The sequence below is a fragment of the Streptomyces sp. NPDC017943 genome, assembly GCF_044328425.1.
Lineage (GTDB): Bacteria > Actinomycetota > Actinomycetes > Streptomycetales > Streptomycetaceae > Streptomyces > Streptomyces djakartensis_A.
The window spans coordinates 43856-68479 of sequence record NZ_JBIRHH010000008.1; the positions used below are offsets into that span (position 1 = coordinate 43856).

At 73.0% G+C, this 24624-nt stretch carries 29 protein-coding genes and 1 pseudogene; 23 read left to right on the forward strand and 7 right to left on the reverse strand.

Going from position 1 to position 24624, the window contains the following annotated elements; translation table 11 throughout:
- Positions 1-164: 164 nt before the first annotated feature.
- From ACH4C6_RS25095 to ACH4C6_RS25130, 8 genes are all read left to right on the forward strand, one after another.
- Positions 165-1016 carry an alpha/beta hydrolase gene (locus tag ACH4C6_RS25095; RefSeq protein WP_398110842.1) on the forward strand — a complete coding sequence of 284 codons (852 nt, stop codon included), beginning with the start codon at positions 165-167 and terminating at the stop codon, positions 1014-1016.
- A gap of 78 nt (positions 1017-1094) precedes the next feature.
- Positions 1095-1349: a MoaD/ThiS family protein gene (locus tag ACH4C6_RS25100; RefSeq protein WP_107456736.1), complete on the forward strand. Its 255-nt coding sequence runs from the start codon at positions 1095-1097 to the stop codon at positions 1347-1349.
- 2 nt (positions 1350-1351) lie between these two features.
- Positions 1352-2473 (forward strand): hypothetical protein, encoded by a 1122-nt coding sequence (locus ACH4C6_RS25105; protein WP_398110843.1) that lies wholly within the window; start codon positions 1352-1354, stop codon positions 2471-2473.
- A 166-nt stretch (positions 2474-2639) separates the two neighbouring features.
- The gene (locus tag ACH4C6_RS25110; protein WP_398110844.1) at positions 2640-3377 is read left to right on the forward strand and encodes a DUF2993 domain-containing protein; all 738 of its coding nucleotides are present in this window, start codon (positions 2640-2642) and stop codon (positions 3375-3377) included.
- A gap of 203 nt (positions 3378-3580) precedes the next feature.
- Positions 3581-3661 carry an Ms5788A family Cys-rich leader peptide gene (locus tag ACH4C6_RS25115; RefSeq protein ID WP_350751515.1) on the forward strand — a complete coding sequence of 27 codons (81 nt, stop codon included), beginning with the start codon at positions 3581-3583 and terminating at the stop codon, positions 3659-3661.
- Positions 3662-3798: 137 nt separating this feature from the next.
- On the forward strand, positions 3799-4644 hold the full coding sequence (locus ACH4C6_RS25120; protein ID WP_398110845.1) for a sulfurtransferase: 846 nt from the start codon (positions 3799-3801) through the stop codon (positions 4642-4644).
- 43 nt (positions 4645-4687) lie between these two features.
- Entirely contained in the window at positions 4688-4975 is a 288-nt protein-coding gene (locus ACH4C6_RS25125) for a DUF1416 domain-containing protein (protein ID WP_398110846.1), read from the forward strand.
- A 95-nt stretch (positions 4976-5070) separates the two neighbouring features.
- Positions 5071-5331 carry a DUF3099 domain-containing protein gene (locus ACH4C6_RS25130; RefSeq protein WP_398110847.1) on the forward strand — a complete coding sequence of 87 codons (261 nt, stop codon included), beginning with the start codon at positions 5071-5073 and terminating at the stop codon, positions 5329-5331.
- A 45-nt stretch (positions 5332-5376) separates the two neighbouring features.
- Here ACH4C6_RS25130 and ACH4C6_RS25135 read toward each other — a convergent pair whose 3' ends face one another.
- Positions 5377-5739 carry a DsrE family protein gene (locus ACH4C6_RS25135; protein WP_333935212.1) on the reverse strand — a complete coding sequence of 121 codons (363 nt, stop codon included), beginning with the start codon at positions 5737-5739 and terminating at the stop codon, positions 5377-5379.
- Between the two features lie 204 nt (positions 5740-5943).
- Here ACH4C6_RS25135 and ACH4C6_RS25140 point away from each other — a divergent pair, with 204 nt between their 5' ends.
- The 3 genes from ACH4C6_RS25140 (at position 5944) to ACH4C6_RS25150 (ending at position 8000) form a co-directional block, all read left to right on the forward strand.
- The gene (locus ACH4C6_RS25140) at positions 5944-6519 is read left to right on the forward strand and encodes an FABP family protein (RefSeq protein ID WP_398110848.1); all 576 of its coding nucleotides are present in this window, start codon (positions 5944-5946) and stop codon (positions 6517-6519) included.
- A 67-nt stretch (positions 6520-6586) separates the two neighbouring features.
- Positions 6587-7024, forward strand: a complete 438-nt coding sequence (locus ACH4C6_RS25145; RefSeq protein ID WP_369194710.1) for a Fur family transcriptional regulator — start codon at positions 6587-6589, stop codon at positions 7022-7024.
- Positions 7025-7034: 10 nt separating this feature from the next.
- Positions 7035-8000: a YgfZ/GcvT domain-containing protein gene (locus tag ACH4C6_RS25150; RefSeq protein WP_398110849.1), complete on the forward strand. Its 966-nt coding sequence runs from the start codon at positions 7035-7037 to the stop codon at positions 7998-8000.
- A 19-nt stretch (positions 8001-8019) separates the two neighbouring features.
- On the opposite strand, the gene dtd is transcribed toward ACH4C6_RS25150, so the two are convergent.
- Positions 8020-8445 (reverse strand): D-aminoacyl-tRNA deacylase, encoded by a 426-nt coding sequence (gene dtd / locus ACH4C6_RS25155; protein ID WP_398110850.1) that lies wholly within the window; start codon positions 8443-8445, stop codon positions 8020-8022.
- Between the two features lie 211 nt (positions 8446-8656).
- Here dtd and ACH4C6_RS25160 point away from each other — a divergent pair, with 211 nt between their 5' ends.
- The 3 genes from ACH4C6_RS25160 (at position 8657) to ACH4C6_RS25170 (ending at position 11809) form a co-directional block, all read left to right on the forward strand.
- Complete coding sequence (locus ACH4C6_RS25160; RefSeq protein WP_398110851.1) at positions 8657-9289, forward strand: aerial mycelium formation protein; 633 nt, start codon at positions 8657-8659, stop codon at positions 9287-9289.
- 75 nt (positions 9290-9364) lie between these two features.
- Positions 9365-10627: a GNAT family N-acetyltransferase gene (locus ACH4C6_RS25165; RefSeq protein ID WP_398110852.1), complete on the forward strand. Its 1263-nt coding sequence runs from the start codon at positions 9365-9367 to the stop codon at positions 10625-10627.
- Between the two features lie 258 nt (positions 10628-10885).
- Positions 10886-11809, forward strand: a complete 924-nt coding sequence (locus tag ACH4C6_RS25170) for a FadR/GntR family transcriptional regulator (RefSeq protein ID WP_398110853.1) — start codon at positions 10886-10888, stop codon at positions 11807-11809.
- 36 nt (positions 11810-11845) lie between these two features.
- Here ACH4C6_RS25170 and ACH4C6_RS25175 read toward each other — a convergent pair whose 3' ends face one another.
- Positions 11846-12034 carry a hypothetical protein gene (locus ACH4C6_RS25175; RefSeq protein ID WP_398110854.1) on the reverse strand — a complete coding sequence of 63 codons (189 nt, stop codon included), beginning with the start codon at positions 12032-12034 and terminating at the stop codon, positions 11846-11848.
- A gap of 237 nt (positions 12035-12271) precedes the next feature.
- Here ACH4C6_RS25175 and ACH4C6_RS25180 point away from each other — a divergent pair, with 237 nt between their 5' ends.
- The 5 genes from ACH4C6_RS25180 to ACH4C6_RS25200 all read left to right on the forward strand — a co-directional run bounded on the left by ACH4C6_RS25180 (position 12272) and on the right by ACH4C6_RS25200 (position 17926).
- Positions 12272-13153 (forward strand): GntR family transcriptional regulator, encoded by an 882-nt coding sequence (locus ACH4C6_RS25180; protein WP_398110855.1) that lies wholly within the window; start codon positions 12272-12274, stop codon positions 13151-13153.
- Positions 13154-13182: 29 nt separating this feature from the next.
- Positions 13183-13896 carry an HAD family hydrolase gene (locus ACH4C6_RS25185; RefSeq protein WP_398110856.1) on the forward strand — a complete coding sequence of 238 codons (714 nt, stop codon included), beginning with the start codon at positions 13183-13185 and terminating at the stop codon, positions 13894-13896.
- Between the two features lie 242 nt (positions 13897-14138).
- Positions 14139-15203 carry a phosphotransferase gene (locus ACH4C6_RS25190; protein ID WP_398110857.1) on the forward strand — a complete coding sequence of 355 codons (1065 nt, stop codon included), beginning with the start codon at positions 14139-14141 and terminating at the stop codon, positions 15201-15203.
- A 24-nt stretch (positions 15204-15227) separates the two neighbouring features.
- Positions 15228-15863, forward strand: coding sequence for a TetR family transcriptional regulator (locus ACH4C6_RS25195; protein ID WP_398110858.1), 636 nt, complete (start codon positions 15228-15230; stop codon positions 15861-15863).
- Between the two features lie 41 nt (positions 15864-15904).
- The gene (locus tag ACH4C6_RS25200; protein WP_398110859.1) at positions 15905-17926 is read left to right on the forward strand and encodes a HelD family protein; all 2022 of its coding nucleotides are present in this window, start codon (positions 15905-15907) and stop codon (positions 17924-17926) included.
- 31 nt (positions 17927-17957) lie between these two features.
- Here ACH4C6_RS25200 and ACH4C6_RS25205 read toward each other — a convergent pair whose 3' ends face one another.
- The 3 genes from ACH4C6_RS25205 to ACH4C6_RS25215 are packed head-to-tail and all read right to left on the reverse strand — an operon-like array spanning position 17958 to position 20322.
- Entirely contained in the window at positions 17958-19139 is a 1182-nt protein-coding gene (locus tag ACH4C6_RS25205) for a GDSL-type esterase/lipase family protein (RefSeq protein WP_398110860.1), read from the reverse strand.
- A 4-nt stretch (positions 19140-19143) separates the two neighbouring features.
- On the reverse strand, positions 19144-19731 hold the full coding sequence (locus ACH4C6_RS25210) for a TetR/AcrR family transcriptional regulator (RefSeq protein WP_398110861.1): 588 nt from the start codon (positions 19729-19731) through the stop codon (positions 19144-19146).
- Positions 19732-19779: 48 nt separating this feature from the next.
- On the reverse strand, positions 19780-20322 hold the full coding sequence (locus tag ACH4C6_RS25215; RefSeq protein ID WP_398111138.1) for a DUF2269 family protein: 543 nt from the start codon (positions 20320-20322) through the stop codon (positions 19780-19782).
- 108 nt (positions 20323-20430) lie between these two features.
- On the opposite strand from ACH4C6_RS25215, the pseudogene ACH4C6_RS25220 reads away from it, so the two are divergent.
- The 4 genes and pseudogenes from ACH4C6_RS25220 (at position 20431) to ACH4C6_RS25235 (ending at position 23010) form a co-directional block, all read left to right on the forward strand.
- A pseudogene (locus ACH4C6_RS25220) lies at positions 20431-21082 on the forward strand (class I SAM-dependent methyltransferase).
- 115 nt (positions 21083-21197) lie between these two features.
- On the forward strand, positions 21198-21830 hold the full coding sequence (locus tag ACH4C6_RS25225; RefSeq protein WP_398110862.1) for a helix-turn-helix domain-containing protein: 633 nt from the start codon (positions 21198-21200) through the stop codon (positions 21828-21830).
- A gap of 84 nt (positions 21831-21914) precedes the next feature.
- Positions 21915-22571, forward strand: coding sequence for a hypothetical protein (locus ACH4C6_RS25230; protein WP_398110863.1), 657 nt, complete (start codon positions 21915-21917; stop codon positions 22569-22571).
- Between the two features lie 106 nt (positions 22572-22677).
- Positions 22678-23010 (forward strand): DUF2516 family protein, encoded by a 333-nt coding sequence (locus tag ACH4C6_RS25235; RefSeq protein WP_398110864.1) that lies wholly within the window; start codon positions 22678-22680, stop codon positions 23008-23010.
- Between the two features lie 51 nt (positions 23011-23061).
- On the opposite strand, the gene ACH4C6_RS25240 is transcribed toward ACH4C6_RS25235, so the two are convergent.
- Entirely contained in the window at positions 23062-24405 is a 1344-nt protein-coding gene (locus tag ACH4C6_RS25240) for a PP2C family protein-serine/threonine phosphatase (RefSeq protein WP_398110865.1), read from the reverse strand.
- Between the last annotated feature and the right edge of the window lie 219 nt (positions 24406-24624).

Genomic DNA, 24624 nt, shown 5'->3' on the forward strand with positions numbered 1-24624 from the left:
TCCTCCTCGGTCCCTGCGAGGACGCTGGTTGGCACAGCACGGGCTCTGCGATCCCGAAGGCCCCGTACACCCGCGGTTTCCCGCGTCGTATACAACGCTTCCGAAAGCACAAAAGGACCCGGGGGCTTCGCTGCCCGAGTCCTCTGCCCAGCAGAATAGCCCACATGAGCTCTGGTCCGGCAGGTCATGTGGCGCGTTCCACCGATCGTCCGCATCCCGAGACGGCCGCGGGAACGCCCGTTCGAGGGCCGTCGCGGACGTTTCTGCGGACGTCCGACGGGGTGACGATCGACGCCCTCCACGAGCCGGGCGCCGCCGCGTCCGGCACCACCGGTACGCCCTCCGGCCACCTCGTGTTCGTCGTGGCGCACGGCTTCACCGGGGCCGTGGACCGGCCGCACGTGCGGCGGGTGGCCCGGGCCTTCGCGCGGTACGGGGCGGTGGTCACCTTCTCCTTCCGGGGGCACGGCGCCTCCGGCGGGCGCTCGACGGTCGGCGACCGGGAGGTGGCGGACCTGGCGGCCGCCGTGCGCTGGGCGCGGGAGCTGGGATACCGCCGGGTCGTGACGGTCGGGTTCTCGATGGGCGGCTCGGTGGTGCTGCGGCACGCGGCGCTGCACCCCGGCGACAGCCGCGCGGTGGTGTCGGTGAGCGCCCCGGCCCGCTGGTACTACCGGGGGACCGCCCCGATGCGGCGGCTGCACTGGCTGGTGACCCGCCCCGAGGGCCGCGTGGTGAGCCGCTACGGGCTGCGCACCCGCATCCACCACCGCGACTGGGACCCGGTGCCGCTGTCGCCGGTGGAGGCGGTGCCGAGGATCGCCCCCACGCCCCTGCTGATCGTGCACGGCGACGCCGACGGCTACTTCCCGCTCGACCACCCGCGCATGCTGGCCGCCGCCGCCGGTGACCAGGGCGAACTGTGGCTGGAGCCCGGCATGGGGCACGCCGAGAACGCCGCGGGCGAGGAGCTCCTGGACCGGATCGCGGCATGGGCGGTCCGGCGGGCGGGCTAGCCTGACGGGGTTCACCGTCGGGTGGACCCGTGCGAATGTCGATGTGAGTCCGCTGCGACTGTGCGATTGAGGAAGCAGATGCCAAAGGTCACGGTGCGCTACTGGGCCGCCGCCAAGGCCGCGGCCGGAGTGGCCGAGGAGCCGTACGAGGCCGCCACGCTCGCCGAGGCGCTGGCCGGCGTGCGCGAGCGGCACCCCGGGGAGCTGGAGCGCGTCCTGCTGCGCTGCTCGTTCCTGGTGGACGGCGACCCCGTGGGCACCCGCGGGCACGAGACGGTACGGCTGGCCGACGGCGGCACGGTCGAGGTGCTCCCGCCGTTCGCAGGAGGGTGACGATGACCGACCAGCCGTACGGCGGACACGACGGGTACGACGGGTACGACGGCTACCGCCCCTACGACTCGTACGGGCACCAGCCGCAGCAGCCGCAGGCGCACCAGCAGCCGCAGCAGCAGGCGTGGCCGGGTCAGGCGTACCCGGGGTACGACGACCCGCAGGCCGCGCAGCAGTACACGCAGCAGTGGCAGGGGCAGACCTGGGAGACGCAGACGCAGCAGTCGGTGTCCGCACCGGCCCCGGCGGAGACGGCGTACCCGGCGCCGTCCGCACATCCCGCGCCCGACGGCCCGCCGGACGCCGCAGGCCCGGACGGCGCCGGGCAGGCCGCCCCCGCGTACGGCCCGGCCACGGTCGGCGGCAACACCCGCCTCACGGACGCCCAGCGGGCCCGTGCGGAGGGACGCTCGCCCATCATCGAGCCGGGGATGCAGCCCGCCGCGCTGACCGCCCTGCTGGGGCTGCTGCTGGCCGGTGCGGCGGCGGTCGGCACGTACGCGCTGCTCGTGCCGCTGGTCGTGCTGCAGGCCGTGACCGCCGCGGGCTGGTTCCGGCTCAACGGCATGTGGCCGGCGCGGCAGGGCATCGCGCTCGGGTTCGCCGGGGCGCTGGCGGCGGACGCCGCGCTGCTGGCCTCGGACCGGTCGCCGGCGGCCATCCTGGGGGCGCTCGGGGTGTGGGTGCTGCTCGCGCTGGTGCTCCAGCTGCGTTCGCACGCCGATCCCGACGAGCGGATGTACGGGCTGATGGCGACGGTCGCGGCCTCGGCGCTGGCGATCGTGGCGGGCGGCCACCTCGCCGCCGACGCGGACGCCGTGACGGTGGGCGCGGTCGCCGTGGCGGTGGCCGTCCTGGCGCGGGCGCTGCCGCTGCCGACCCCGGCGTCCGTGGTGGTGGCGCTGCTCGCGGGCGCGGGCGGCGGTGCGGCGGCCGGGGCGATGACGGACCTGGGCACGGCCGGTGCGTTGCTGGGCGCGGGAGCGGCGGCGTGCGCACTGATCGGGCACCGCGCCGCGAGCTACGACTACCCCTCCCGCTTCGTCCACTTCACCGCGGGCGTGGCCCTGCCGCTCGCCGCGGCGGCCCCGGCGGTGTACGTCCTGGGCCGGGCGCTGGGCTAGGGGACACCCCCTGGCACCCACCGCCCGGACCGGGCCCCGCCCGGCCTGTCACAGATGATCGACAATTCGGCGGCCGCCCTTGCCCGCGGAGTTACGCTCACGCCAGGGACGGCCGCCCGGTCGTCGAGGGACGCCGTCACAACCGCCTAGGTGGGGGAAACACCGCATGCGCGCACTGCGAATACTGCTGATCTTCGTCGTGGTCCTGGGCGGCCTGTTCGTGATCGCCGACCGCCTCGCGGTCAACTTCGCCGAGGACGAGGTCGCCGACCGCCTGAAGTCGGCCGAGAACCTGTCCTCGACCCCGGACGTGAGCATCAACGGCTTCCCGTTCCTCACGCAGGTCGTCGGCGGCTCCCTCGACGACGTCGAGGTGGGCATCGAGAACTACGAGGCCGCCGCGGGCGACGGCGGCCGCACCATCCGCATCGACGACCTCCAGGCCGACATGAAGGGCGTCGAGTTCTCCGGCGACTACAGCTCCGCCACCGCGGCCACCGCCACCGGCACCGCGACCATCGCCTACGACGAGCTGCTGAAGACCGCGAAGGTCGAGCCCACGCAGATCGCCCCGGGCGTCACCGCCAACGTCGTCGGCCTCTCCGACGGAGGCAACGGCAAGATCAAGGTGGCCGTCGAGGCCACCGTCCTCGGCACGAAGCTGCCCGAGCCGGTCGCCGTGCTCAGCACGGTGACGGTGGTGGACGGGACCGTGCGCGTGAAGGCCGACGGCCTGCCGAAGTTCGCCGGGGTGAACCTCGCGGAGAACCGGGTGCGCACCATCACCGACTTCCAGCAGAAGATCGACGGCCTGCCCGGCGACATCGAGCTCGACAAGGTCCAGGCCGCCCCCGACGGCGTGGAGATCTCGGTGAAGGGTTCCGACGTCCGGCTCGCCGGGTAGGGGACCGGCACTCCCTTTCCACCAGGGCTGTCCGGTGGGCGAGACGGCGGCGTCCGCAGCGCAGATGCGCCGGGCGGACCGGCCGGGCGGAACCCGTGCGGCGAGCGGCTCGACGGCTCACTGATCCCACATCGCGGATCATCCCGTCTCAGCATGCGACACGCCGGTGACATGGCCGCCCTGCCGTCCTTACGATCGAGGCCATGAAGCGACAGGCGGATCTCACGAAGCGGCGGGCAGTAGACCTGTGCCGCGTCGCCGCCATGCTCTGTCGCCCCTTCTGAGCGACCGCGCCGGCCTGCTCGCCGGTGCGCGCATCCCCGCCGCCCTGCATCAAGGGCACCCGTGCGCCGCCCCCGACACGGACGCGCGCCCGCAGACCTCGCACGCCCCGCCGTAACTGCCCCGGAGGAGAAAGAGCATGAGCCGCAGCGACGTCCTGGTAGACGCCGACTGGCTTCAGGAGCACCTGGACGACACGGACATCGCGATCGTCGAGGTGGACGAGGACACGTCCGCGTACGACAAGAACCACATCAAGAACGCGATCCGCATCGACTGGACCCAGGACCTCCAGGACCCGGTCCGCCGTGACTTCGTCGACCAGGAGGGCTTCGAGAAGCTCCTGTCGGAGAAGGGCATCGCCAACGACCACACCGTCGTCCTCTACGGCGGCAACAACAACTGGTTCGCCTCCTACGCGTACTGGTACTTCAAGCTGTACGGCCACGAGAACGTGAAGCTTCTCGACGGCGGCCGCAAGAAGTGGGAGCTCGACGCCCGCGAGCTGGTCCCCGGCGACGAGGTGCCCGAGCGTCCGAAGACGGACTACAAGGCCAAGGCCCAGGACACCTCCATCCGCGCCTTCCGCGACGACGTCGTCGCCGCGATCGGCGCGCAGAACCTGGTCGACGTGCGCTCGCCCGACGAGTTCTCCGGCAAGCTGCTCGCCCCGGCCCACCTGCCGCAGGAGCAGTCCCAGCGCCCCGGCCACGTGCCGAGCGCCCGGAACATCCCGTGGTCGAAGAACGCCAACGACGACGGCACCTTCAAGTCGGACGAGGAGCTCAAGGCCCTCTACGAGGCGGAGAGCGTCGACCTGGCCAAGGACACCATCGCCTACTGCCGCATCGGTGAGCGCTCCGCGCTGACCTGGTTCGTGCTGCACGAGCTGCTCGGCGTCCAGAACGTCAAGAACTACGACGGCTCCTGGACCGAGTACGGCTCCCTCGTGGGCGTGCCGATCGAGCTCGGCGCTGCCAAGTAAGCGAACCCGACCGACCTCTCCAGACCCCCTTCAGGAGTACGACATGTGCGGTGCGAAGGCCGGCGGCCCCGACGCCTCGACGATCAAGCCCGGTGAGACCACCATCCAGGGTCAGGTGACCAAGGACGGCGAGCCCGTGGTGGGCTACGTCCGCCTGCTGGACTCGACCGGCGAGTTCACGGCCGAGGTGCCGACCTCGGCGACCGGACAGTTCCGCTTCTACGCGGCCGAGGGCACCTGGACCGTCCGCGCCCTCGTGCCCGGCGCCAGCGCCGACCGCACGGTCGTCGCCCAGCAGGGCGGCCTGGCCGAGGTCGCGATCGCCGTCTGACGGCGGGAGGGCGAGAGTCCTCACGAGGGGCCGCACCCACCGGGTTGGACGCCTGGGGTGCGGCCCTTCGGCGCGCCCGGACCTACGCTGGAGTCATGTACGCACGGAGGCGGCGGACGTACTTCGCGATGATGGGCCTGTGCATCGGCCTCTTCGTCCTGGCCTGGGGCGTCGTGCGGCTGTGGTCCGTCCCCGTGGCCGTCGGGATGTGCGTCGTCGCCATGGTCATCCCGCCCGTGGCGGCCATGGTCGCGAACCGGCGCGGCCCGGAGGACCGCTGGTGGGACGACCCCTCGGGCGATCCGCAGTCCGACGACTGGTGGGACGAACTGGACGGCAGGAAGCGCCCGAGGTGAGCGACCCGCGCCCCTGCGGCTCCGCGCCGGGGCCACGGGCGTCTCTCAGTAGACGAGGGCCTGCGTGCCGTCGGCCATCGCCTCCTGGACGAAGACCTGCGCGCCCGCGATGCGTACGCCCTCCAGCACGTCCTTCTCCGTGATGTCCCGGCGGGCGGCGCACTGCGTGCACAGGGTGACGCGGCCGGCCGCGAGGATCGAGTCCAGCAGGTCCGGCAGCGGGGCGGCGTGCGGCAGCTCGAACTCGGCGGCCCGGCCGGGCAGGGCGAACCAGGCGGACTCCCCGGTCAGCCACAGGGAGACCTCGACGCCGCTGGCGACGGCCACCGCCGCCACCGTGAACGCCTGGGAGCACCGCTCGGGGGCGTCGGCCCCCGCCGTCACCTTGATCACCAGCTTGTTCGCCATAGCCGGAATCGTAGTGCGCACAGGGCCCGCGTAAGCTGGCCTCGGCCCTGTGCAACCGTTCGCACCCCCGCTCAAGGAGCACCCCGTGGAGCTTTTCTTCGAAATCCTGTTGGTCCTGGTCGCCGTCGGCGTCCTCGCCTTCGCCGGACTGACCGTGAAGAAGCTGTACCAGGGCCAGCGCTGACCCCCGTCTAGGAAGTTCCCATGATCGAGATCCCGTCCGACCTCCACAAGGACCTCGTCCCGCTCGCCTTCCTGCTCGGCAACTGGGCGGGCGCCGGTGTGCACGACTTCCCCGGCTCCGAGAAGTGCAACTTCGGTCAGGAGGTCGCCTTCACCCACGACGGCCGGGACTTCCTGGAGTACCGCTCGCACACCTGGGTGCTGGACAACGACGGCAACAAGGTCCGCCCCCTGGAGTCCGAGCACGGCTACTGGCGCATCGACGCCGACCGCAAGGTCGAGGTCACGATGACCCGCGACGACGGCGTCATCGAGATCTGGTACGGCGAGCTGGCCGACAAGAAGCCGCAGATCGACCTCGTCACGGACGCGGTGGCCCGCACGGCCTCCGCCCAGCCCTACACCGGCGGCAAGCGGCTGTACGGCTACGTCAAGAGCGACCTGATGTGGGTCGGCGAGAAGCAGACCCCCGAGGTCGAGCTGCGCCCCTACATGTCGGCGCACCTGAAGAAGGTCGTCACGCCGGAGGAGGTCGAGCGCTGGGCGAAGGCCCTGCCCGACGACATGCCGGACGACGGCATCGCCTTCTTCAAGTAGGCGCCTCGCCGAGCGGCCGGACGGCTTCCCCGTCCGGTCCGGTGCGAGTCCGCCTAGACTCTGGGGTGTGGTGAGCACCGACTGGAAGAGTGATCTGCGGCAGCGCGGCTACCGGCTGACCCCGCAGCGGCAACTCGTGCTCGAAGCCGTGGACACCCTGGAGCACGCGACCCCCGACGACATCCTCGTGGAAGTGCGGAAGACGGCGTCGGGGGTCAACATCTCGACCGTCTACCGGACGCTGGAGCTCCTGGAGGAACTGGGCCTGGTCAGCCACGCCCACCTGGGCCACGGGGCGCCGACGTACCACCTGGCGGACCGGCACCACCATCTCCACCTGGTCTGCCGGGACTGCCAGAACGTGATCGAGGCGGACGTGTCCGTCGCGGCGGAGTTCACGGCCCAGCTGCGGCAGACCTTCGGGTTCGACACCGACCTGAAGCACTTCGCGATCTTCGGCCGCTGCGAGGACTGCACCCTCAAGGCTTCAACTACCGAGTCGTAGGCTTACGGACATGAAGAGCCCTCTGCTGACCCTGCCCGGCGCCGTCCCCGCCGAGGGCGTGGACGAAGGCGTCGCCGCCCACTACGGCGACCTGTTCCGCGAGCAGCGCGCCCTCGCCGACGGCACCGGCTTCGTCGACCTCTCGCACCGCGGGGTCGTCACCGTCACCGGCGACGACCGGCTGGCGTGGCTGCACCTGCTGCTCACCCAGCACGTCAGCGACCTCCCGGCGGGCCGGGCGACCGAGGCGCTGATCCTCTCGGCGAACGGCCACATCGAGCACGCCCTGTACCTCGTCGACGACGGCACGACGGTCTGGGCCCACGTGGAGCCGGGCACCCAGGAGGCGCTGATCGCCTACCTGGAGTCGATGAAGTTCTTCTACCGCGTCGAGGTCGCCGACCGCACCGGTGACATCGCGGTCGTGCACCTCCCGGCCGGCTCCATCGCCGAGGTGCCCGAGGGCGCGGTCGTCCGGGAGACCCCCTACGGCCGGGACCTGTTCCTGCCGCGCGCCGACCTGGAGGCCTACGCCGAGCGGTCCGGGCCGCCCGCCGGGATCCTCGCCCACGAGGCCCTGCGCGTGGAGCAGCACCGGCCCCGGCTCGGCTTCGAGACCGACCACCGCACGATCCCGCACGAGCTGGGCTGGATCGGCTCGGCCGTGCACCTGCAGAAGGGCTGCTACCGGGGCCAGGAGACGGTCGCCCGGGTGCAGAACCTGGGCAAGCCGCCGCGCCGCCTGGTCTTCCTGCACCTGGACGGCAGCGAGGTGCACCTGCCGCCGGCCGGCACCGAACTGCGGCTCGCCGAGGACACCCCCGACGGCCGGAAGATCGGCTTCATCACGACCTCCGCGCGTCACCACGAGCTCGGTCCGGTGGCCCTGGCCCTGGTGAAGCGAAACGTGGCGGTGGACGCCCCGCTGGTCGCGGGGGACACGGCGGCCGCCCAGGAAGTCGTCGTCGAGCCGTAGGACTTGTAGATCTTTCGGGTCAGATTTCGATCAGCACGGTGAACGGGCCGTCGTTGGTCAGTGATACACGCATCGCCGCCCCGAACCGGCCCGTCTCCACCGTCGCCCCGAGGGAGCGCAACTGCGCCACCACCTCGTCGACGAGGGGCTCGGCGACATCGCCCGGGGCGGCCGCGTTCCACGTGGGGCGGCGGCCCTTGCGGGCGTCCCCGTAGAGGGTGAACTGGCTGATCACCAGCAGGGGGGCGCCCGTGTCGCTGCACGACTTCTCGTCGTGCAGCAGGCGGATCGACCACAGCTTGCGGGCCAGCTGCGCGGCCTTCTCCTTGGTGTCCTCGTGCGTGACGCCGACCAGGACGCACAGTCCCTCGCCCTCGATCGCGCCCACGCTCTCGCCGTCCACGACGACGCTCGCGCCGTCCACCCTCTGCACCACTGCTCGCATGCGTCCATCATGCAGGGCGGTGACTTTCCCGCCTCACGCGGTGGGCGCATGGCTCGAAAGAGTGGTTTGCGCGGGCGCCAACAGGCAGCGCACAGACGTATTTTGCTGCTTAACCGCCCATCTGGGGTCTATCGGGGGCACTCGTTCCCATAGCGGCCAGTCGGGGTGGCACGATGCATTCACACACCGGTCGAGGGGACGGTCGAGGCACATGAGCACATCGAGCACCGGGCAGTACCCGGGCGCTGCCTGGTCGACGTACACGGGGGTCGGGGCGCCGGAGTACCACCGGCCGCCCGTCCAGCGCACGGACAGCCCGCGGCTGCCTTCGGACACCCCCGCGCGCGACCTGACCGCGCTGAGCCTGGCCGAGCTGCGCGCGCTGCGCCGCGAGGCCCAGCGCGACGAGGCCGACCTCAGTTACGTGCGGCGGCTGCTCCAGGGCCGGATCGACATCCTGCGCGCGGAGCTGGACCGGCGTGCGCCGGAGGGCGCGGCGTGTGTCACCGCGCCCCTGGAGGCCTCCGTCGTCGAGCGGCTCGCGGAGATCCTGCGCGACGCCCCGGCCTCCAGCCGTTCCTCGGCCCGGCACCTGACGGTGGGCGCGCCGCAGGGCGAGGAGTACCGGCGGCTGGCCGCCGAGATGCTCGGCGAGGTCGAGCTGTCCGACCTGGGTGCGCGCACCGACCCGGAGCTGACCACGGGCATCGGGCGCCTGGAGCGCTACGAGCAGCAGGTGTCGCGCCGCCGCCGCCGGTTGCAGCGCACCGCCGACGAGTGCAGCACGGAGATCGCCCGCCGGTACCGCGAGGGCGAGGCACACGTGGACGACCTGCTGGCCTGAGCTTCGGGGGAGTGACCGGGAGGGCCGGTCGGATATTCGCACGACACCGGCCGGCCCGCCGCCTAGCGTGGGTCCATGACCTCCCTCGACCGCGCCGACGGCATCGACGTACGCCCGATCACGGAGACCGAGTTCACCGCCTGGCAGCGCGCCGTGGGCACCGGCTTCCTGCGGGCGCAGGCCCTGTCGGAGGAGGAGGTGGAGGCGCGGCGCCGGGTGTTCGTCCCCGGGCGGTACCTGGGAGCCTTCGACCGGGACCGGTGCGTGGCGACCCTCCGCTCCTTCGATCAGCGGCTCACGGCCGTCGGCGGGGCGAGCGTCCCGGCCGACGCCGTCTCGGGCGTCACCGTGACGGCGACCCACCGGCGGCGGGGTCTGCTCTCCCGGATGATGGCGCAGGACCTGGCGGCCGCGAAGGAGCGGGGGGACGTCGTCGCGACCCTGATCGCCGCCGAGTACCCGATCTACGGCCGGTTCGGTTTCGGCCCGGCGACCTGGACGGCCGAGTGGACCGTCGACGTGCCGCGGGCCGGGGTGGACACCCGATGGGCGGGCCCGGCGGACGGCGGCCGGATCGACCTGGTGGACGGCGAGGACGTGCGCAAGCTCGGACCGGAGCTCCACGAGCGGCTGTGCCGCACCCGGCCCGGCGCCATCGACCGCGACGAGCACTGGTGGAAGGTGAACACGGGGGCCCTGCGCGCCGACCCGTCGTGGAAGACGCCCTTCTACGCCGTGTACCGCTCGGCGTCCGGCGAGGTGGAGGGCATGGCCGTCTACCGGGTGGACGACCACTGGGGTGACGCCAAGCAGCCGTTGAACACGGCGAGCGTGGACTGGCTGACCGGCGTGACCCCGCGGGCGGAGCGGGCCCTGTGGCACTACCTGTGCTCCATCGACTGGGTCGTCACGGTCAAGAGCGGCTGGCGCGCCCCGGACGACCTGCTTCCGCTGCTGCTGCCCAACCCGAGGGCGGCCGCCCTCACGACGCAGTCCGACTGGCTGTGGGTGCGCATCCTCGACGTCGAACGGGCCCTGGAGGCGCGGACGTACGAGGGCGAGGGCGCGCTGGTGCTGGAGGTCGCCGGGGTGGACGGGCTGACCGGCGGGCGCTACCGGCTGGAGGCCGGCACCGGCGGGGCGTCCTGCACGCCGACCACCGAGAGCGCCGAGCTGGCGCTGGGCCTGGGGGAGTTGGCGGCGCTGTGGCTCGGGGACGAGTCGGCGGTGCGGCTGGCGGCCCTGGGGCGGGTCGGGGAAGAACGAGCGGGCGCCGCCCGGAAGGCCGACGCCCTGCTGCGTACGTCCAGGCGGCCGTGGTGCCCGGACATGTTCTGAGCCGCTCCCTTCTGCCGGCGGACAGGACCCGCATCCGTAGCGAGCTGTTCGGTTGTGGTGGTCGTGCCGTGTCTTCCTCCGGCCGTCCGGGGCTCCCGGCTCCCCTCCGGAGGGGAGTCCCGCGGCGATGTCGCGTCGGCCAACCGTCTCAAGGTCCGACCAGGTCGCGGAAGTTGGCTACCAACTTCACTGTACTTATCTCCGCCTGGAAGCGGCTCATAACCACCTTTCCGTGAACTGCCGCAAGATGGCGGGAAGTTGTACGGTGCAGCTGTGGACCCGGAACACGACTCCGCCACTGGGCGGAAGAGGTCGCAACGGCCACAGCGGACACATCACGAGGTGGCCGACGCGTTGCGCGCCCGCATCAGGTCGGGGGCGTTGACGCCGGGTGCGCGCATGCCCACCCAGGCGCGGCTGGCCGAGGAGTTCGGCGTCGAGCGCGGGGTGGTGCGCCAGGCGCTGCGCGTGCTCCAGTCCGAGCAGTTGCTCACCCATGTCTCCAAGGGCAGCCCGGCGAGGGTGGCTCCCGATCCCGCCCGGGCCCTGACCGGCGGGCCCGAGGCCCCGCCGCTGCCCACGACGGTGACGCTCGCGCCCCGGATCGCGCGCGCCTTCGCCGCCGAGCACGTGGAGATCGACGCTGTGTGCCTGACCTCCGTCTCCCTCACGCTCGCCATCGGTGAGCCACTGCGGGAGATCCACGCCGGCCGGCTGAAACCGGCCAGGGTCGACGTCCGGGTGCTGCTGCCGAGCCGGGACATCGACCTCGCCTTCCCGGTGCCGGTCGCCGGGCCGCGCGGCGACGACCTGGTGCACGAGCGGTGGCTGACCATGCGCAACGCCCAGGGCCAGGTCCTGCGGCACAACCTGCTGGCCCTGCGCTCCACGCACGGCATCGACGTCCGCGTCACCTTCCGCGCGCTGCCGTTCACGCCGCCGGTGAAGCTGTACCTGCTCAACGGCAGGGAGGCGCTGTTCGCCTACTACACGCTGACGCGCCGGGAGGCCGAGATCGGCCGGGAGCAGCTGGAGATGTACGACGCCCAGGGCACCCGGTCGATGCTGTTCTCGTTCCGGCAGGGGGCCGGGCCGCGTGACACGACGTTCGTGGAGCAGTCGCACCTGTGGTTCGACGCGCTGTGGGAGACGATCAGTTCGGAGCTGGCGCTCGGCGGCTGACGTCTCCCACGGTGGTGCCGTGCGCGGTGCGGTGGTTCACAGGGCGGGTCCCGTCATGAGCAGTGCGAGCACGACGGCTCCCGCGGAGCTGACCGCCGGGCTCTTGGCCTTGATGCCGACGGTGAGCAGGAGGAGGCCGACGATGCCCGCCGGTCCGTACTTCCACTGGACGAGTTGCTCGCAGGTCACGACGAGGACCGCGGAGAGGAGGGCGAGGGCAGGCATGTTCTTTCCCCCTTCGGGCTTCCGGGGCGGGAGGGTGGGAGGCGAGAGGGTGCCGGGTGGTGCCGGGTGGTGCCGGTGGTGCCGGGTGGTACCAGGCGATGCGGGCGAACGTCGGAAGCAAAACTTCCGCCAACTCGCTCAAGTTGGCAACCAACTATGCTGAAGTTGTCCCCACTTGGCTACCGGGTATAAACAACTTGCCGACAACTCCCGTCAGATGGATCAGGGTTGTAGCGTTTGGTCGTGACCCAGGAGAACGTCGCAGTGAACGGCAGCAGCAGGCGGGCCTCGCCGCAGGAGATCGCCGGCATCCTGCGGGAACGCATCCGCGCCGGGGAGCTGAGGGCGGGCGACCGGCTGCCCACCCAGGCCGAACTCGCGGAGGAGTTCGGCGTGGAGCGGGGAACCGTGCGCCAGGCCCTGCGGGCGCTCCAGGAGGACGGACTGCTCACCAACGTCAGCAAGGGCAGTCCGCCGAGGATCGCCGAGCCGGCCCCGGCCCGCGACGAACCCCAGCCGACCATGGTGGGACTGGCCCCGCGGCTGACCGAGGCGTTCTCGGCGCGGACCGTCCGCGTGGACGTCGTCTGCCACACCGCGGAGACGCTGATGGTCGCCCTCGGTGAGCCGCTCCGCCTGATCCACGAGGGCCGGATCCGCCCCGAGTCGATCGACGTGCGCATCCTGGTCCCGTCCCGGGACATCGAACTGGCCTTCCCGGTCCCGGTCGAGTCGCACGGCGAGGACGACTCCGTCCACCAGCGCTGGCTGGCCATGCGCAACGCCCAGGGCCAGGTGCTGCAGCACAATCTGCTTTCCCTGCGCTCCACGCACGGCATGGACGTCCATGTCCGCTTCCGGGCACTGCCGTTCACCCCGCCGGTGAAGCTGTACCTCCTCAACGGGGAGGAGGCCCTGATGGGCTACTACATGCTGACCAGGCGCGAGGAGGAGTGGGGGAGCCGGACGCTGGACATGTACGACGTCCTCGGGTCGAGGTCCCTGCTGTTCTCCTTCGCCCGGCGGGCCGGCCGGCGGGACGCGGCGTTCGTGGAGGAATCCCAGAAGTGGTTCGACGCCCTCTGGGAAACCATCACCACGGACCTGACACTCTCCTAGTGACTTCCGATACGCAGCAGACTGGTTCGGTGACGATCGAGACCGAGAACGATCCGGACGTGCTCCGTAGGCTGATCGCACGCGCCCGTGTGGTGCTGTGGGACTTCGACGGGCCCATCTGCCGTCTGTTCGCCGGGCATTCGGCGGAACGCGTCGCCGGCGACCTCGTCTCCTGGCTGGAGGGCCGGGGGCTGCACGGCCTTCTCACCGACGCCGAGCGCGCCTCCCTCGACCCCCAGGTGGTCCTGCGCGCCGTGGACCGCAGGCACCCCGGCAGCGACCTCGTCGCCGAGCTGGAGGAGCGCCTGACCCAGGAGGAACTGCGGGCGACGGCCTCGGCGATGCCCACCGCGTACGCCGACCCGCTGATCCGCACCTGGACGGCGATCGGGTCCCGGCCGGCGGTCACCACGAACAACTCGCCCCGAGCGGCCCGCACCTACCTGGAGAGCCGCGGCCTGGCCGACTGCTTCGCCCCGCACCTCTACGGCCGGACCGAGGAACTGCGGCACCTCAAACCCGACCCGCACTGCCTGAACCGGGCGCTGAACGCGATGGGGGCGGCCCCGGCGGACGCCCTGATGATCGGTGACACCCCCTCCGACCACCTGGCGGCGCGACGGGCGGGCGTGCCGTTCCTGGGCTACGCGCGCACCGAGGAGAAGGCCAAGAAGCTGAGGGCGGCCGGGGCCGGGACGGTGGTGGGAACCCTGGAGACGCTGCTGCGCCTGCTGCGCGGCTGAGCCGGGCGGTGCCCCGCGCCGCCGCCTCCACCGCCGTTCAGCCGCCGCCTCCACCGCCGTTCAGGTGTGCGCCGGTTAGCTCACACCGGGGGAACCCGGTCCCACCTGCCCGGTTCTCCCTCGCGGGCGCGGCCCGCGGGAGTAGATTGCGTCCCCTCCCACCCCGTCGGCACCACCGGAACAGGCTGAACCAGCACATGACATCCCCGTCGGTCACCGGTGCTCGAGGGCGAGCAGAGGGGATGAGCGGCGACCCGAGCCTGGTCCGGGGCCCGCTCAAGGGCTACCACCACGAGACCTACGTGCTCGCTCCGCCGGGCGGGACGCGCGCCGTGAAGTTCCGTGAGCCGCGGGCCGAGATCCTCTGGTTCGACCGGAGGTGCTTCCGGTCGGAGGAGGAGCTGCTCACGGCCCTGCGCCCGCACGTCAGCCGCGTCCCGGACGTCGTCGACGTGGGCGGCATGCCCCTCCAGGCCTTCATCGAGGGACGCACGCTCGGGGAACTGCGCCGTCCGGGGCGACGCGTCCCCGGGTCCGCGTGCGAGCAGATCCTGGACCTCTTCGGCGACCTGGTCCGGGTCACCCCGGACATGCTCGACGTCGAGCGGCGGTGCGAGGACGACGACCGGGCCGAGGACGGGGACAGCGACGGCTTCCTGGAGCGTCTGATCGTCTTCGTCGAGGAGCGGGTGTACGCGAGGAACGCACCGGCCTTCGCCGGGCTCTTCCACGCGCTCGGTCTCTCGGACGAATCGTTCAGCCGGCTCAGGAAGCACGTGCTCGGGCTGCGGCGGCGGGGCTTCTGCCTGCTCCACGCCGACCTGCACCGGGAGAACCTGATCCTCGACCCCGCGGGGCGGCTCTGGGCCATCGACTGGGAACTGGCGATGCCGGGCGACCCCCTGTACGACCTGGCCACCCACCTGTATCTGATGCGCTACCCCGCCGACCAGGAGCGCCGCATCGTCGCCGGCTGGCGGCGGGTGGTCGAGCGGTGCGCACCGGGCGCCTCGAACGGCTGGGAGGAGGACCTGCCGCTGCTGCTGGACTTCAAGCGGGCTCAGTCCGTGTTCACCGACGTGATCCGGGTGGCACTGTCCCTGCGCGAGGCGGGCGGATTCGACCGGGTGGCGCTGCCCGACGCGGCCGGACGGCTGCGGAAGATCCTGACCGCCGCCGCGCCACCGCTGGGGCTGACGCAGGTGCCGAGCCGTGCCCGGATCGCGGCGGCCCTGGTCCGCTGGCACGAGGACGGGCGGGCCGCGCCGGGCGACCACTCCCTGCCGGCCGCGCCGGACGTGTACTGACGCGGAGTGCATAGGCTCCCTCCCATGAGCGAGCCCGGCCTGCGTGAGCGCAAGAAGCAGCGGATGTACCGCGTCGTGTCGGACATCGCCGTCCGGCTCTTCCTGGAGAAGGGGTTCGACGCGGTGTCCGTCGCCGAGGTGGCCGCCGCGGCGGAGATCTCCAAGCCGACGCTGTTCCGGTACTTCCCCGCCAAGGAGGATCTGGTGCTGCACCGGATCGCCGACCACGAGGGCGAGGCCGCGCGCGTGGTGCGGGCGGCGCAGGAGCCGCCCGTGGCGGCGCTGCGGCGGCACTTCCTCGAGGGACTGGACCGGGAGGACCCGGTGACCGGGCTCAACGGCCACCCGGACGTGCTGGCCTTCCACGCGCTGCTGTACGGCACGCCCTCCCTCGTCGCCCGCGCCCACGGCCACCAGGAGCGGTCGGAGGCGGCGCTCGCCGACGCGCTGGGCGGTGACCTCGACGCGCGGCTCGCGGCCGGGCAGATCATGGCCGTGCTGCGGGTGCTCGCGCTGGAGAACTGGCGGCGGATCGCCGCCGGCGAAGCCGTGGCGCAGGTGCGCCCGGACGCGGTGGCGGCGGCGCGGCGCGCGTTCGGGCGGCTGGCCGAGGCCATGCCGCCCCACCTCCGGGACCGCGCCCCGGCCGATACTAGGTAACTTATTTAACTCGGTTACGTTTTTGGCGTAGGCTCGGCGGCATGACGTCGACCGAGCCCGCCCTGCAGCACGTCCTCGACCGCGAACGCGCCCACCACGAACGCTGCCGTGCCGCCCTGGCGGCCATGGTCGAGGGCGCCGGCGAGCAGGTCGTCGCCGGAGAGGACGTCTCCGCGTCCGGGGCCGACGCCGAGGTCCTCGGCTACCGGCTGCGCAGCCGGGCCAAGGCCCTGCGGGAGCTGCCCGAGGGGCCGCTGTTCTTCGGTGCGCTGCACGGCGAGGAGGGACGGCTGCACATCGGGCGGCTGCGGATCTCCGAGCACCCGGCCGAGCCGCCCCTGGTGGTCGACTGGCGCGCACCCGTCTCGCGCGCCTTCTACCAGGCCTCGGCCCGCGACCCCCAGGGCGTCGCCGTGCGCCGCCGGTTCGGCTGGGCACCGGGCAGCCGGGGCGACTCCGGCGACCTGACCGGCCTGGAGGACGAGCACCTGGCGCGGGGGGAGACCCGGTCCAGCGAGATCGTCGCCCGCGAGATCGAACGGCCCCGCGTCGGCCCCATGCGGGACATCGCCGCCACCATCCAGCCCGAGCAGGACGACCTCGTCCGCGCCGGCCTGGCGGTGTCGGTGTGCGTCCAGGGGGCTCCCGGCACCGGCAAGACCGCCGTCGGACTGCACCGGGCCGCGTATCTGCTCTACACCCACCCGCAGCGCATCCGGCGGGGCGGCCTGCTGATCCTCGGGCCCAACCGCACGTTCCTGTCGTACATCGCGGAGGTGCTGCCCGCCCTCGGGGAGAGCGGGGTGCGGCAGTCGACCCTGACCGAGGAGATCGCGCGCTGCCCCGTGCGCGGCACCGACGACGCCGCCGCGGCCGCGGTCAAGCACGACGCCCGCACGGCCGAGGTGCTGCGGCGGGCGCTGTACGCGCGCGTGCGTCCCGAGGGGGCCGGGCCGCTGGCCGTGCCGGACGGCTCCTCCCGGTGGCGGGTGCCGGAGGCGGAGCTGGCGCGGATCGTGGCCGGGGTGCGCGCGGAGGAACCGCCCTACGGGGTCGGACGGGAGCGGGTCCGGGCCAGGATCGTGCGGTCGCTGCGGGAGCAGGCCGAGCGGCGGGCCGGGCCGCCCACCAACGCCTGGGTGCGCCGCGTCGAACGGGCCCGGCCGGTGTCCGCGTACGTCGACGCCGTCTGGCCGCGGGTGCGCCCCGAGGAGGTGCTGGCCGGACTGCTCGGTGACCCGGAGGCGCTGGCGGCCGCCGCCGACGGGCTGCTCGACGCCGGTGAGCAGCGGGCGCTGCTGTGGGCCCGGCCGCCCCGGTCGTGGAAGTCGGCGCGCTGGTCGGAGGCCGACCTGGTGCTGCTCGACGAGGTGGCCGGGCTGATCGGGCATCCCGAGGGCTACGGGCACGTCGTCGTGGACGAGGCGCAGGACCTGTCGCCGATGGAGTGCCGGGCCATCGCCCGCCGGGCCCGCTTCGGGTCCCTGACGGTGCTGGGCGACCTGGCGCAGGGCACGACGCCGTGGGCCGCGCGGTCCTGGCGGACGGTCCTCGCGCACCTCGGGAAACCCGAAGCGCCGGTGATCGAGCTGACGACCGGGTTCCGGGTGCCCCAGGCGGTCGTCGGGCTCACCAACCGGCTGCTGGAGCGGCTGGACGTGGACGTGCCGGCGGCGCGTTCCCTGCGCGGTGACGGGGAGCTGACGGAGCGGAGGACCACCGCGGAGGGCGTGCCCGGGGCCGTCGTGGACGCGGTGCGGGACGCACTGGGGCGGGAGGGGTCGGTCGGGATCGTCGCGGCGGACGCGGACCTGCCCCGCGTGCGGGCGGCCCTGGAGGCGGCCGGGGTGGCGGCGGCCGGCCCGGACGCACTCGGCGCACGGGTCTCCCTGGTGCCCGCCCGGCTGGTCAAGGGCCTGGAGTACGACCACGTCGTGGCGGTCGAACCGGCGGCCGTCGCCGAGGCGGAGGAGCGCGGTCTGCACCGCCTGTACGTGGTGCTGACCCGGGCGGTGTCGCGCCTGGAGGTGGTGCACAGCAGGCCGCTGCCGTTCGGGTCGTGACGGACGCTCCGCTCCGCTCGGCGCTGTGCCGTCAGTCCTGCTCCGCGAACGCGCCCTTCGGCCCGAAGGCCGCTTCGGCGAAGCGTTCGCCGATGCGCCGGTGGGTGGCCGCGTCGGGGTGGACGTGGTCGGGCAGCGGCAGCTCGGCCGCGTCGGAGGCGCCGTAGAGGGTGAGCCCGTCCAGGTAGTGCAGGTGGGGGTCCTCGGCGGCGCGCCGGGCGGCGATGCGGGACAGCTCCTCGCGGATCGCGGAGAGGGTCAGCTTGCCCATCGCCGTCTCGGCCGGATCGCCCATGGCGGCGAACGCCATGCGGCCCTTGCCGAGCTCCTCGACGTCCGGGGCGGTCGGGCCGGGGGTGTCCTCGTGGATGGCGCAGTGGATGGGGGAGACCAGCAGCAGCGGGGTGTCCGGGTGCCCCTCGCGGACGGTGTCCAGGAACCCGTGCACGGCCGGGCCGAAGGCGCGCCGCCGCATCACGTCGTGGTTGACGATGTTGATCCCGATCTTGACGCTGATGAGGTCGGCCGGGGTGTCCCGCATGGCGCGTGCCGTGAACGGGTCGAGCATCGCGCTGCCGCCCAGGCCGAGGTTGATCAGCTCCACCCCGCCGAGCGACGCGGCGATCGCCGGCCAGATGGCCGTGGGGCCGGCCGCGTCGGACCCGTGGCTGATCGAGCTGCCGTGGTGCAGCCACACCCGGCGGCCCCGGTCCGGCAGCGGCTCCACGGGCGCGTCGGTGCGCAGGGCGACGAGTTCGGTGGTCTCGTTGTGCGGCAGCCAGATCTCGACGTCCTTGTCGCCCTCGCGCAGTCCGTCGAAACGGACCGTGCCGACCGGGCCGTGCGTGACCTCGCTCCGCCCGGTCTCCAGGTCGACCAGGAGGCGGTTGCCGCCGCTCCCGCAGGCCTGGCCGGCCGGGCGGCCGTCGACCAGCAGGTCGTACCGGCCGTCCGGGCGGTCGGGGAAGCCGGTGTAGTCGCGCTTGGTGCGCAGCGTGTCCAGCTCGACGGCGGTCGCGGAGGTATGGAACGCCAGCCGTACGCCGGAGGGCTGGGCCTCGGCCATCGCCAGCTGGGCGTCGGTGTTCTGGGCGCGGGCCCGGGCGGGCAGCCGGTGCGGCAGCAGGCCGTGCCCGGTGCGCTCCAGGTCGAGGGCGCCGCGCAGCAGGGCGGCGGTGATCGGCGTGGTGATCCAGTCGTGCTCGGTGTGCATCGTGTCAGCCTCGGGGATCCGTAGGGGGCGCGGGCCAGTTGCGCAGCAGCGTGTCGAGGGCGTCGAGGATCCGGGCCCAGGTCGCGTCGGTGTCGGGGGCGCTGTGGCTGAACCCGCCGCCCAGTTCCAGGCTCACGTAGCCGTGGAAGACGCTGCCCAGGAGCCGGACCGCGTGGGTTTGGTCCGGTTCCGTCAGGTCGTAGCCGCGCAGCAGCGCCCGGGTCATCCGGGCGTGCCGGACGCCGGCGCTCGCGGCTGCCGTCTGCGGGTCCAGACGCAGCTGGGCCGCCGCGTAGCGGCCGGGGTGCTCCCGGGCGTAGTCGCGGTAGACGTCGGCGAGGGCGGTCAGGGCGTCCTTGCCGGAGCGTCCGGCCAGGGCCTCGGCGGCCCGGTCGGCCAGTTCCGTCAGGGCGAGCAGGGCGATCCGGGTCTTCAGGTCCTGGGAGTTGCGCACGTGCGAGTACAGGCTCGCGACCTTGACGTCGAACCGCCGGGCCAGTGCCGAGACGGTGACCTGCTCGAACCCGACCTCGTCGGCCAGTTCGGCGCCCGCCTCGGTCAGCCGCTCCGGCGTCAGTCCCACACGCACCATCAGCGCTCTCCCTTCTACCTGAAGAGAGTGTGCCCCTGCCTAAAGCCTTTAGGCAAACGGCTTCTGATCTCGGCCGCCGCGCCGGGTCTTCCCCCAGGGCTTGAGGACGGAGATCACCGTCATGAAGACATAGGCGGACAGCGACACGACCGGGCCGAACAGCACGTCACCGGCGTCCGGCAGCGGCCCGCCCGCGGTGACGGCGGCGACCGCGGAGTCCACGCCGGGGCGCAGCGCGAGGACCGTGGCGGTGACCGTGCCGAGGGTCAGCCAGAACTTCGTGTACACCCACCGGTACCGGGCCAGGCCCCACTTCGTGCCCAGCGACAGCACCAGGCCGCTCAGCAGGGTGAGCAGCGCGGCGGGCAGCAGCAGCCAGTCCGCGAAGAGCTTCATGGTCCGCACGCAGGCCTCCACGGTCGCGGACGAGCCGGTGGTGGCCGCGGTGGCCCCGAGCGCGAGCAGCCCGAGCGTCAGCCCGAGCCAGCCGGCGGAGGCGACGACGTGCACGCAGAGCAGGGCCCGGCGGGCGGGACGGGAAAGTGTCGGCGCCGGGCTGGGCCTGCGGGCCGGCTTCGGGGCGGTGTCCATGCGGACCACGCTGCCGTGCGCCGCCGCCGGGGGCGTCCGGCGGCGGGAGTATCCCGGCGTACCGGGATCGGCGTACGCGCCGCGCGCGCCGTCCCCTACCGTCACGGCATGACCGAGCCCTCCTATCTCGCCGCCGTCCGGCACTCCTACGACACCGTCGCCCGGGCCTACGCCGAGCGGGTGCCGCGGCCGCAGTCCCTGGACCCGGTGTCCCGCGCGATGCCGGCGGCCTTCGCCGATCTGGTGCGGGCCCGGGGCCCGGTCGCCGACCTGGGCTGCGGCCCGGGAAGGGTGACGGCCCACCTGGCCGCCCTCGGCGTCACGGTGTTCGGCGTGGACCTGTCGCCGAGGATGATCGAGCTGGCCCGGTCGGCCCATCCGGACCTCCGTTTCGAGGTCGGCTCGATGACGGCCCTGGACATCGGCGACGGCGAACTCGGCGGCGTCCTGGCGTACTACGCGACCCACCACACCCCGCCCGGGCGACTCCCGGCGGTCTTCGCCGAGTTCCACCGCGTCCTCGCCCCCGGGCGGCCGGCTCCTGCTGGCGGGCCACACCGGCGACGGCGAACACCTGCGCCCGACCCACGCCTACGGCGACCACCCGGTGTCCTACGAGTCGTACCTGCTGCCACCGGACCGCATCGCCGCCCTGCTCCACGACGCGGGGCTGGTGGTCACGACCCGGGACGTCCAGGAACCGGAGGGCCCGTCCACCCGATGGACGGGCACGTTCCTGGCGCACCGGCCGGAGGACTGAGCACCCGGACGCGTGATGGCCGTGGCACGGCCATGGCTGAGGCCCCCGCGTGGTGTGGCGCACTTTTGCAAGCAGGTGCTTGCAATAGTTAGCGAGGTGGGGCAGTGTGGGGGGCATGGCAACGCTCAACGTCGGCAATCTCGGTGACTATCTGCGCGAGCAGCGGCGCAACGCGCAGTTGTCGCTGCGGCAGCTCGCCGACGCCGCCGGGGTGTCCAACCCGTACCTGAGCCAGATCGAGCGCGGCCTGCGCAAGCCGAGCGCGGAGGTGCTCCAGCAGGTCGCCAAGGCCCTGCGCATCTCCGCCGAGACGCTGTACGTCCGGGCCGGCATCCTCGACGCCGAGCGCGACCGGGACGAGGTGGAGACGCGTGCCGTCATCCTCGCCGACCCGACGCTGAACGAACGGCAGAAGCAGGTGCTGCTCCAGATCTACGAGTCCTTCCGCAAGGAGAACGGGTTCACGGGCGGCGACGGCGGCACCGTGCCCGGCGGGTCCGCGGTGCTCGGCGTCGTGGACGGCGACGGCCCGGCCGAGGCGGCGACGGAGGCGGACCCGCCCCGCGGCGACGGCGACGGCGGCATACCGGCGGGCGGTGGCGGCCGTTCCCCGGGGCGGCGCAGACGCGCCGACGACAGCGGTGCCTCCGCCCGTACGACCGGCGGCGCACGCGCCCGCCGCCCCCGCAGCACCGACGGCGGTACGACCGCCGGCAGCGACACCGACCCGCAGCAGACGGCCGGCTGAGCCGGACCAGGGCACCGGCCGCCCCCTGCGGATCACACCCTCAGCGAACCCTCGAGCGACACAGAATCCGGGAGGACCATCACCATGGCCATCACCGACGACCTGCGCAAGACCCTCAGCGACCCGACCCCGCTCTACTTCGCCGCGGGCACCGCCGACCTCGCCTTCCAGCAGGCCAAGAAGGTGCCCGCCCTGGTGGACCAGCTGCGCTCCGAGGCCCCCGCGCGGTTCGAGGCCGTACGCAACACCGACACCAGGGCCGTCCAGGAGAAGGCCTCCGCCCGCGTCAAGGAGACGCAGGAGAGCCTGCAGAGCAAGGTCACCGGGTTCCTCGGCTCCGTCGACATCAAGAAGCTCGGCAGCAACCTGGACGCGGACCTGAAGAAGCTCGGCGAGAGCGCCCAGGACCTCGCGCTGCGCGGTGTCGGCGTGGCCGCCGAGTACGCCGTCAAGGCCCGCGAGACCTACGAGAAGGTCGCCGAGCACGGCGAGCAGGCCGTGCGCACCTGGCGCGGGGAGGCCGCCGACAGCATCGAGGACGTCGCCGAGGGCGTCGAGGAGCTGGCGATCGCGGTCGAGCCGAAGCGCGAGCCGGTCGAGGTCAAGGAGGAGCCGGCCAAGCCCGCGCAGGTCATCGCCTCCGAGGCCAAGGCCGCCGCGGCGAAGAAGACGCCCGCCGCCAAGAAGACCCCGGTGCGCAAGCCCGCCACGGCGAAGAAGACGACGCCGCCGGCCAAGTGAGCCGCAGCCGCCGACGCGGGCCGGGCACCCTGGGGGTGTCCGGCCCGTTGTGCGGGTACGGTGACCGCGTAGGGACGAGCCGAGCCGGGTGGTGGACGTTGTGCTGATGCAGGGCTTCCAAGGGTTTCTGTGGCTTCTGAACGTGGCGTTGACCGTGTTCAGCGCCTTCGCGCTGATCGACGCCGCGGTGCGCCGGGAGGACGCCTACCGCGCGGCCGACAAGAAGACCAAGCCGTTCTGGCTGATCATCCTCGGGCTCGCCCTCGTCGTGAACCTGCTCTTCCCGATCCTGTCGTTCCTGCCGATCATCGGCCTCATCGCGACGATCGTGTACATGGTCGACGTCCGGCCGGCGATCCGCGCGCTGCCCGGCGGCGGCCGCAGCCACCGCGGCTCCAGCAGCGACGGCCCGTACGGCCCGTACAACGGCGGCCGGTAGCGGCACGCGGCTCGCCCCGCGGCCCACACGCGGGCGGCCCGGCCGTACGCCCTACGGCACCCGGTCCAGCAGGAGCACCGCGACGTCGTCCGTCAGCTCGCCGCCGTTGAGGTCCCGGACCTCGTTCACCGCCGCCTGAAGCAGCTGCTCGCCCCGCAGCCCCTCGGCGAACTGGCGGCGGACCATCTCCGTCATGCCCTCCTGGCCGAGCCGCTCGCGACCTTCACCGATGCGGCCCTCGATCAGGCCGTCGGTGTAGAGCATCAGGCTCCACTCGGCCCCCAGCTCCACCTGCATCCGCGGCCAGCGGGCCCGGGGCAGCAGGCCGAGGGCCGGGCCGTTGTTGTCGTACGGCAGCAGCCGGGCCGGCCGGCCCGGGCCCGCGAGCAGCGGGGAGGGGTGGCCCGCCAGGCACAGGCCCGCGCGACGGCCGTCGGGCGCGATGTCCACCGTGCACAGGGTCGCGAAGATTTCGTCGTCGGCCCGCTCGTGCTCCAGCACCTGCTGGAGCGTGCCCAGCAGCTGGTCACCGCACAGGCCGGCCAGCGTCAGCGCGCGCCACGCGATGCGCAGCTCGACCCCGAGGGCGGCCTCGTCCGGGCCGTGGCCGCAGACGTCGCCGATCATGGCGTGCACCGTGCCGTCGGGGGTGCGGACGACGTCGTAGAAGTCGCCGCCGAGCAGGGCCCGTGAACGGCCCGGGCGGTACCGCGCGGCGAACCGCAGCGGGGAACCCTCCAGCAGGGGCGTCGGCAGCAGGCCGCGCTCCAGACGGCGGTTCTCCTGGGCCCGCAGCTTGCCCTCGGCGAGCCGGCGCTCGGCGGACTCCGACCGCTTGCGCTCCACGGCGTAGCGGATCGCGCGGCTGAGCAGCCTGCTGTCCAGCTCGTCGCGGAAGAGGTAGTCCTGGGCGCCCACCCGCACCGCCTCCGCGCCGCGCTCGGCGTCGCCCGAGGCGGTCAGCGCCAGCACGGCGTGCCGGGGCGCGAGCTCCAGCACGTGCTTGAGCACGGCGAGCTCGTCGTCGGAGTCGCTGCGGCCGGGCGCGGGCAGCGCGAGGTCCAGCAGGATGCAGTGGACGTCGTCGGTCAGCAGCCGCGCGGCCTCGGTGAGGTTGCGGGCCGTGCGGACGCGGATCGGCTTGCCGGCCTCGTCGAGCATGTCCGGCACGATCGGCGAACCGGCCGGATCGTCCTCGATCAGCAGCAGCGTCAGATTGGTGTGGGCGGTGTGCTCCACCTTTTTCGTGGTGTTCCCGGCGGTGTCCGGCGTGCGGGCCGCGCCCGGGGTGTCCGTGACGGACTCCTCGGCGGATCCGCCGCGCGGGGACGCGGCCTGCGCCTGACCACTCTCCGCGGCCGGGATCGCTCTCTGCCGCGGTATGGGTACGGGCATCGTCTTGGGTTCCTTCCCTCCCCCCGAGGGCATGGCGGGGCGAGGGACCTCGACCCACCGACGGGGACCATAGCGGGTGTCGGCGCCGCAGTGGAATGGTGCGAGCCACGGCCCCGGGTGATCGGCCGGTGTCATATGCCGCGATATGTACCGCAGTTGGACAGCCCTGGAATGCTGCGGCAATGACGAACGTCACGTCGGCGCTTGGCCGGGTGGGGT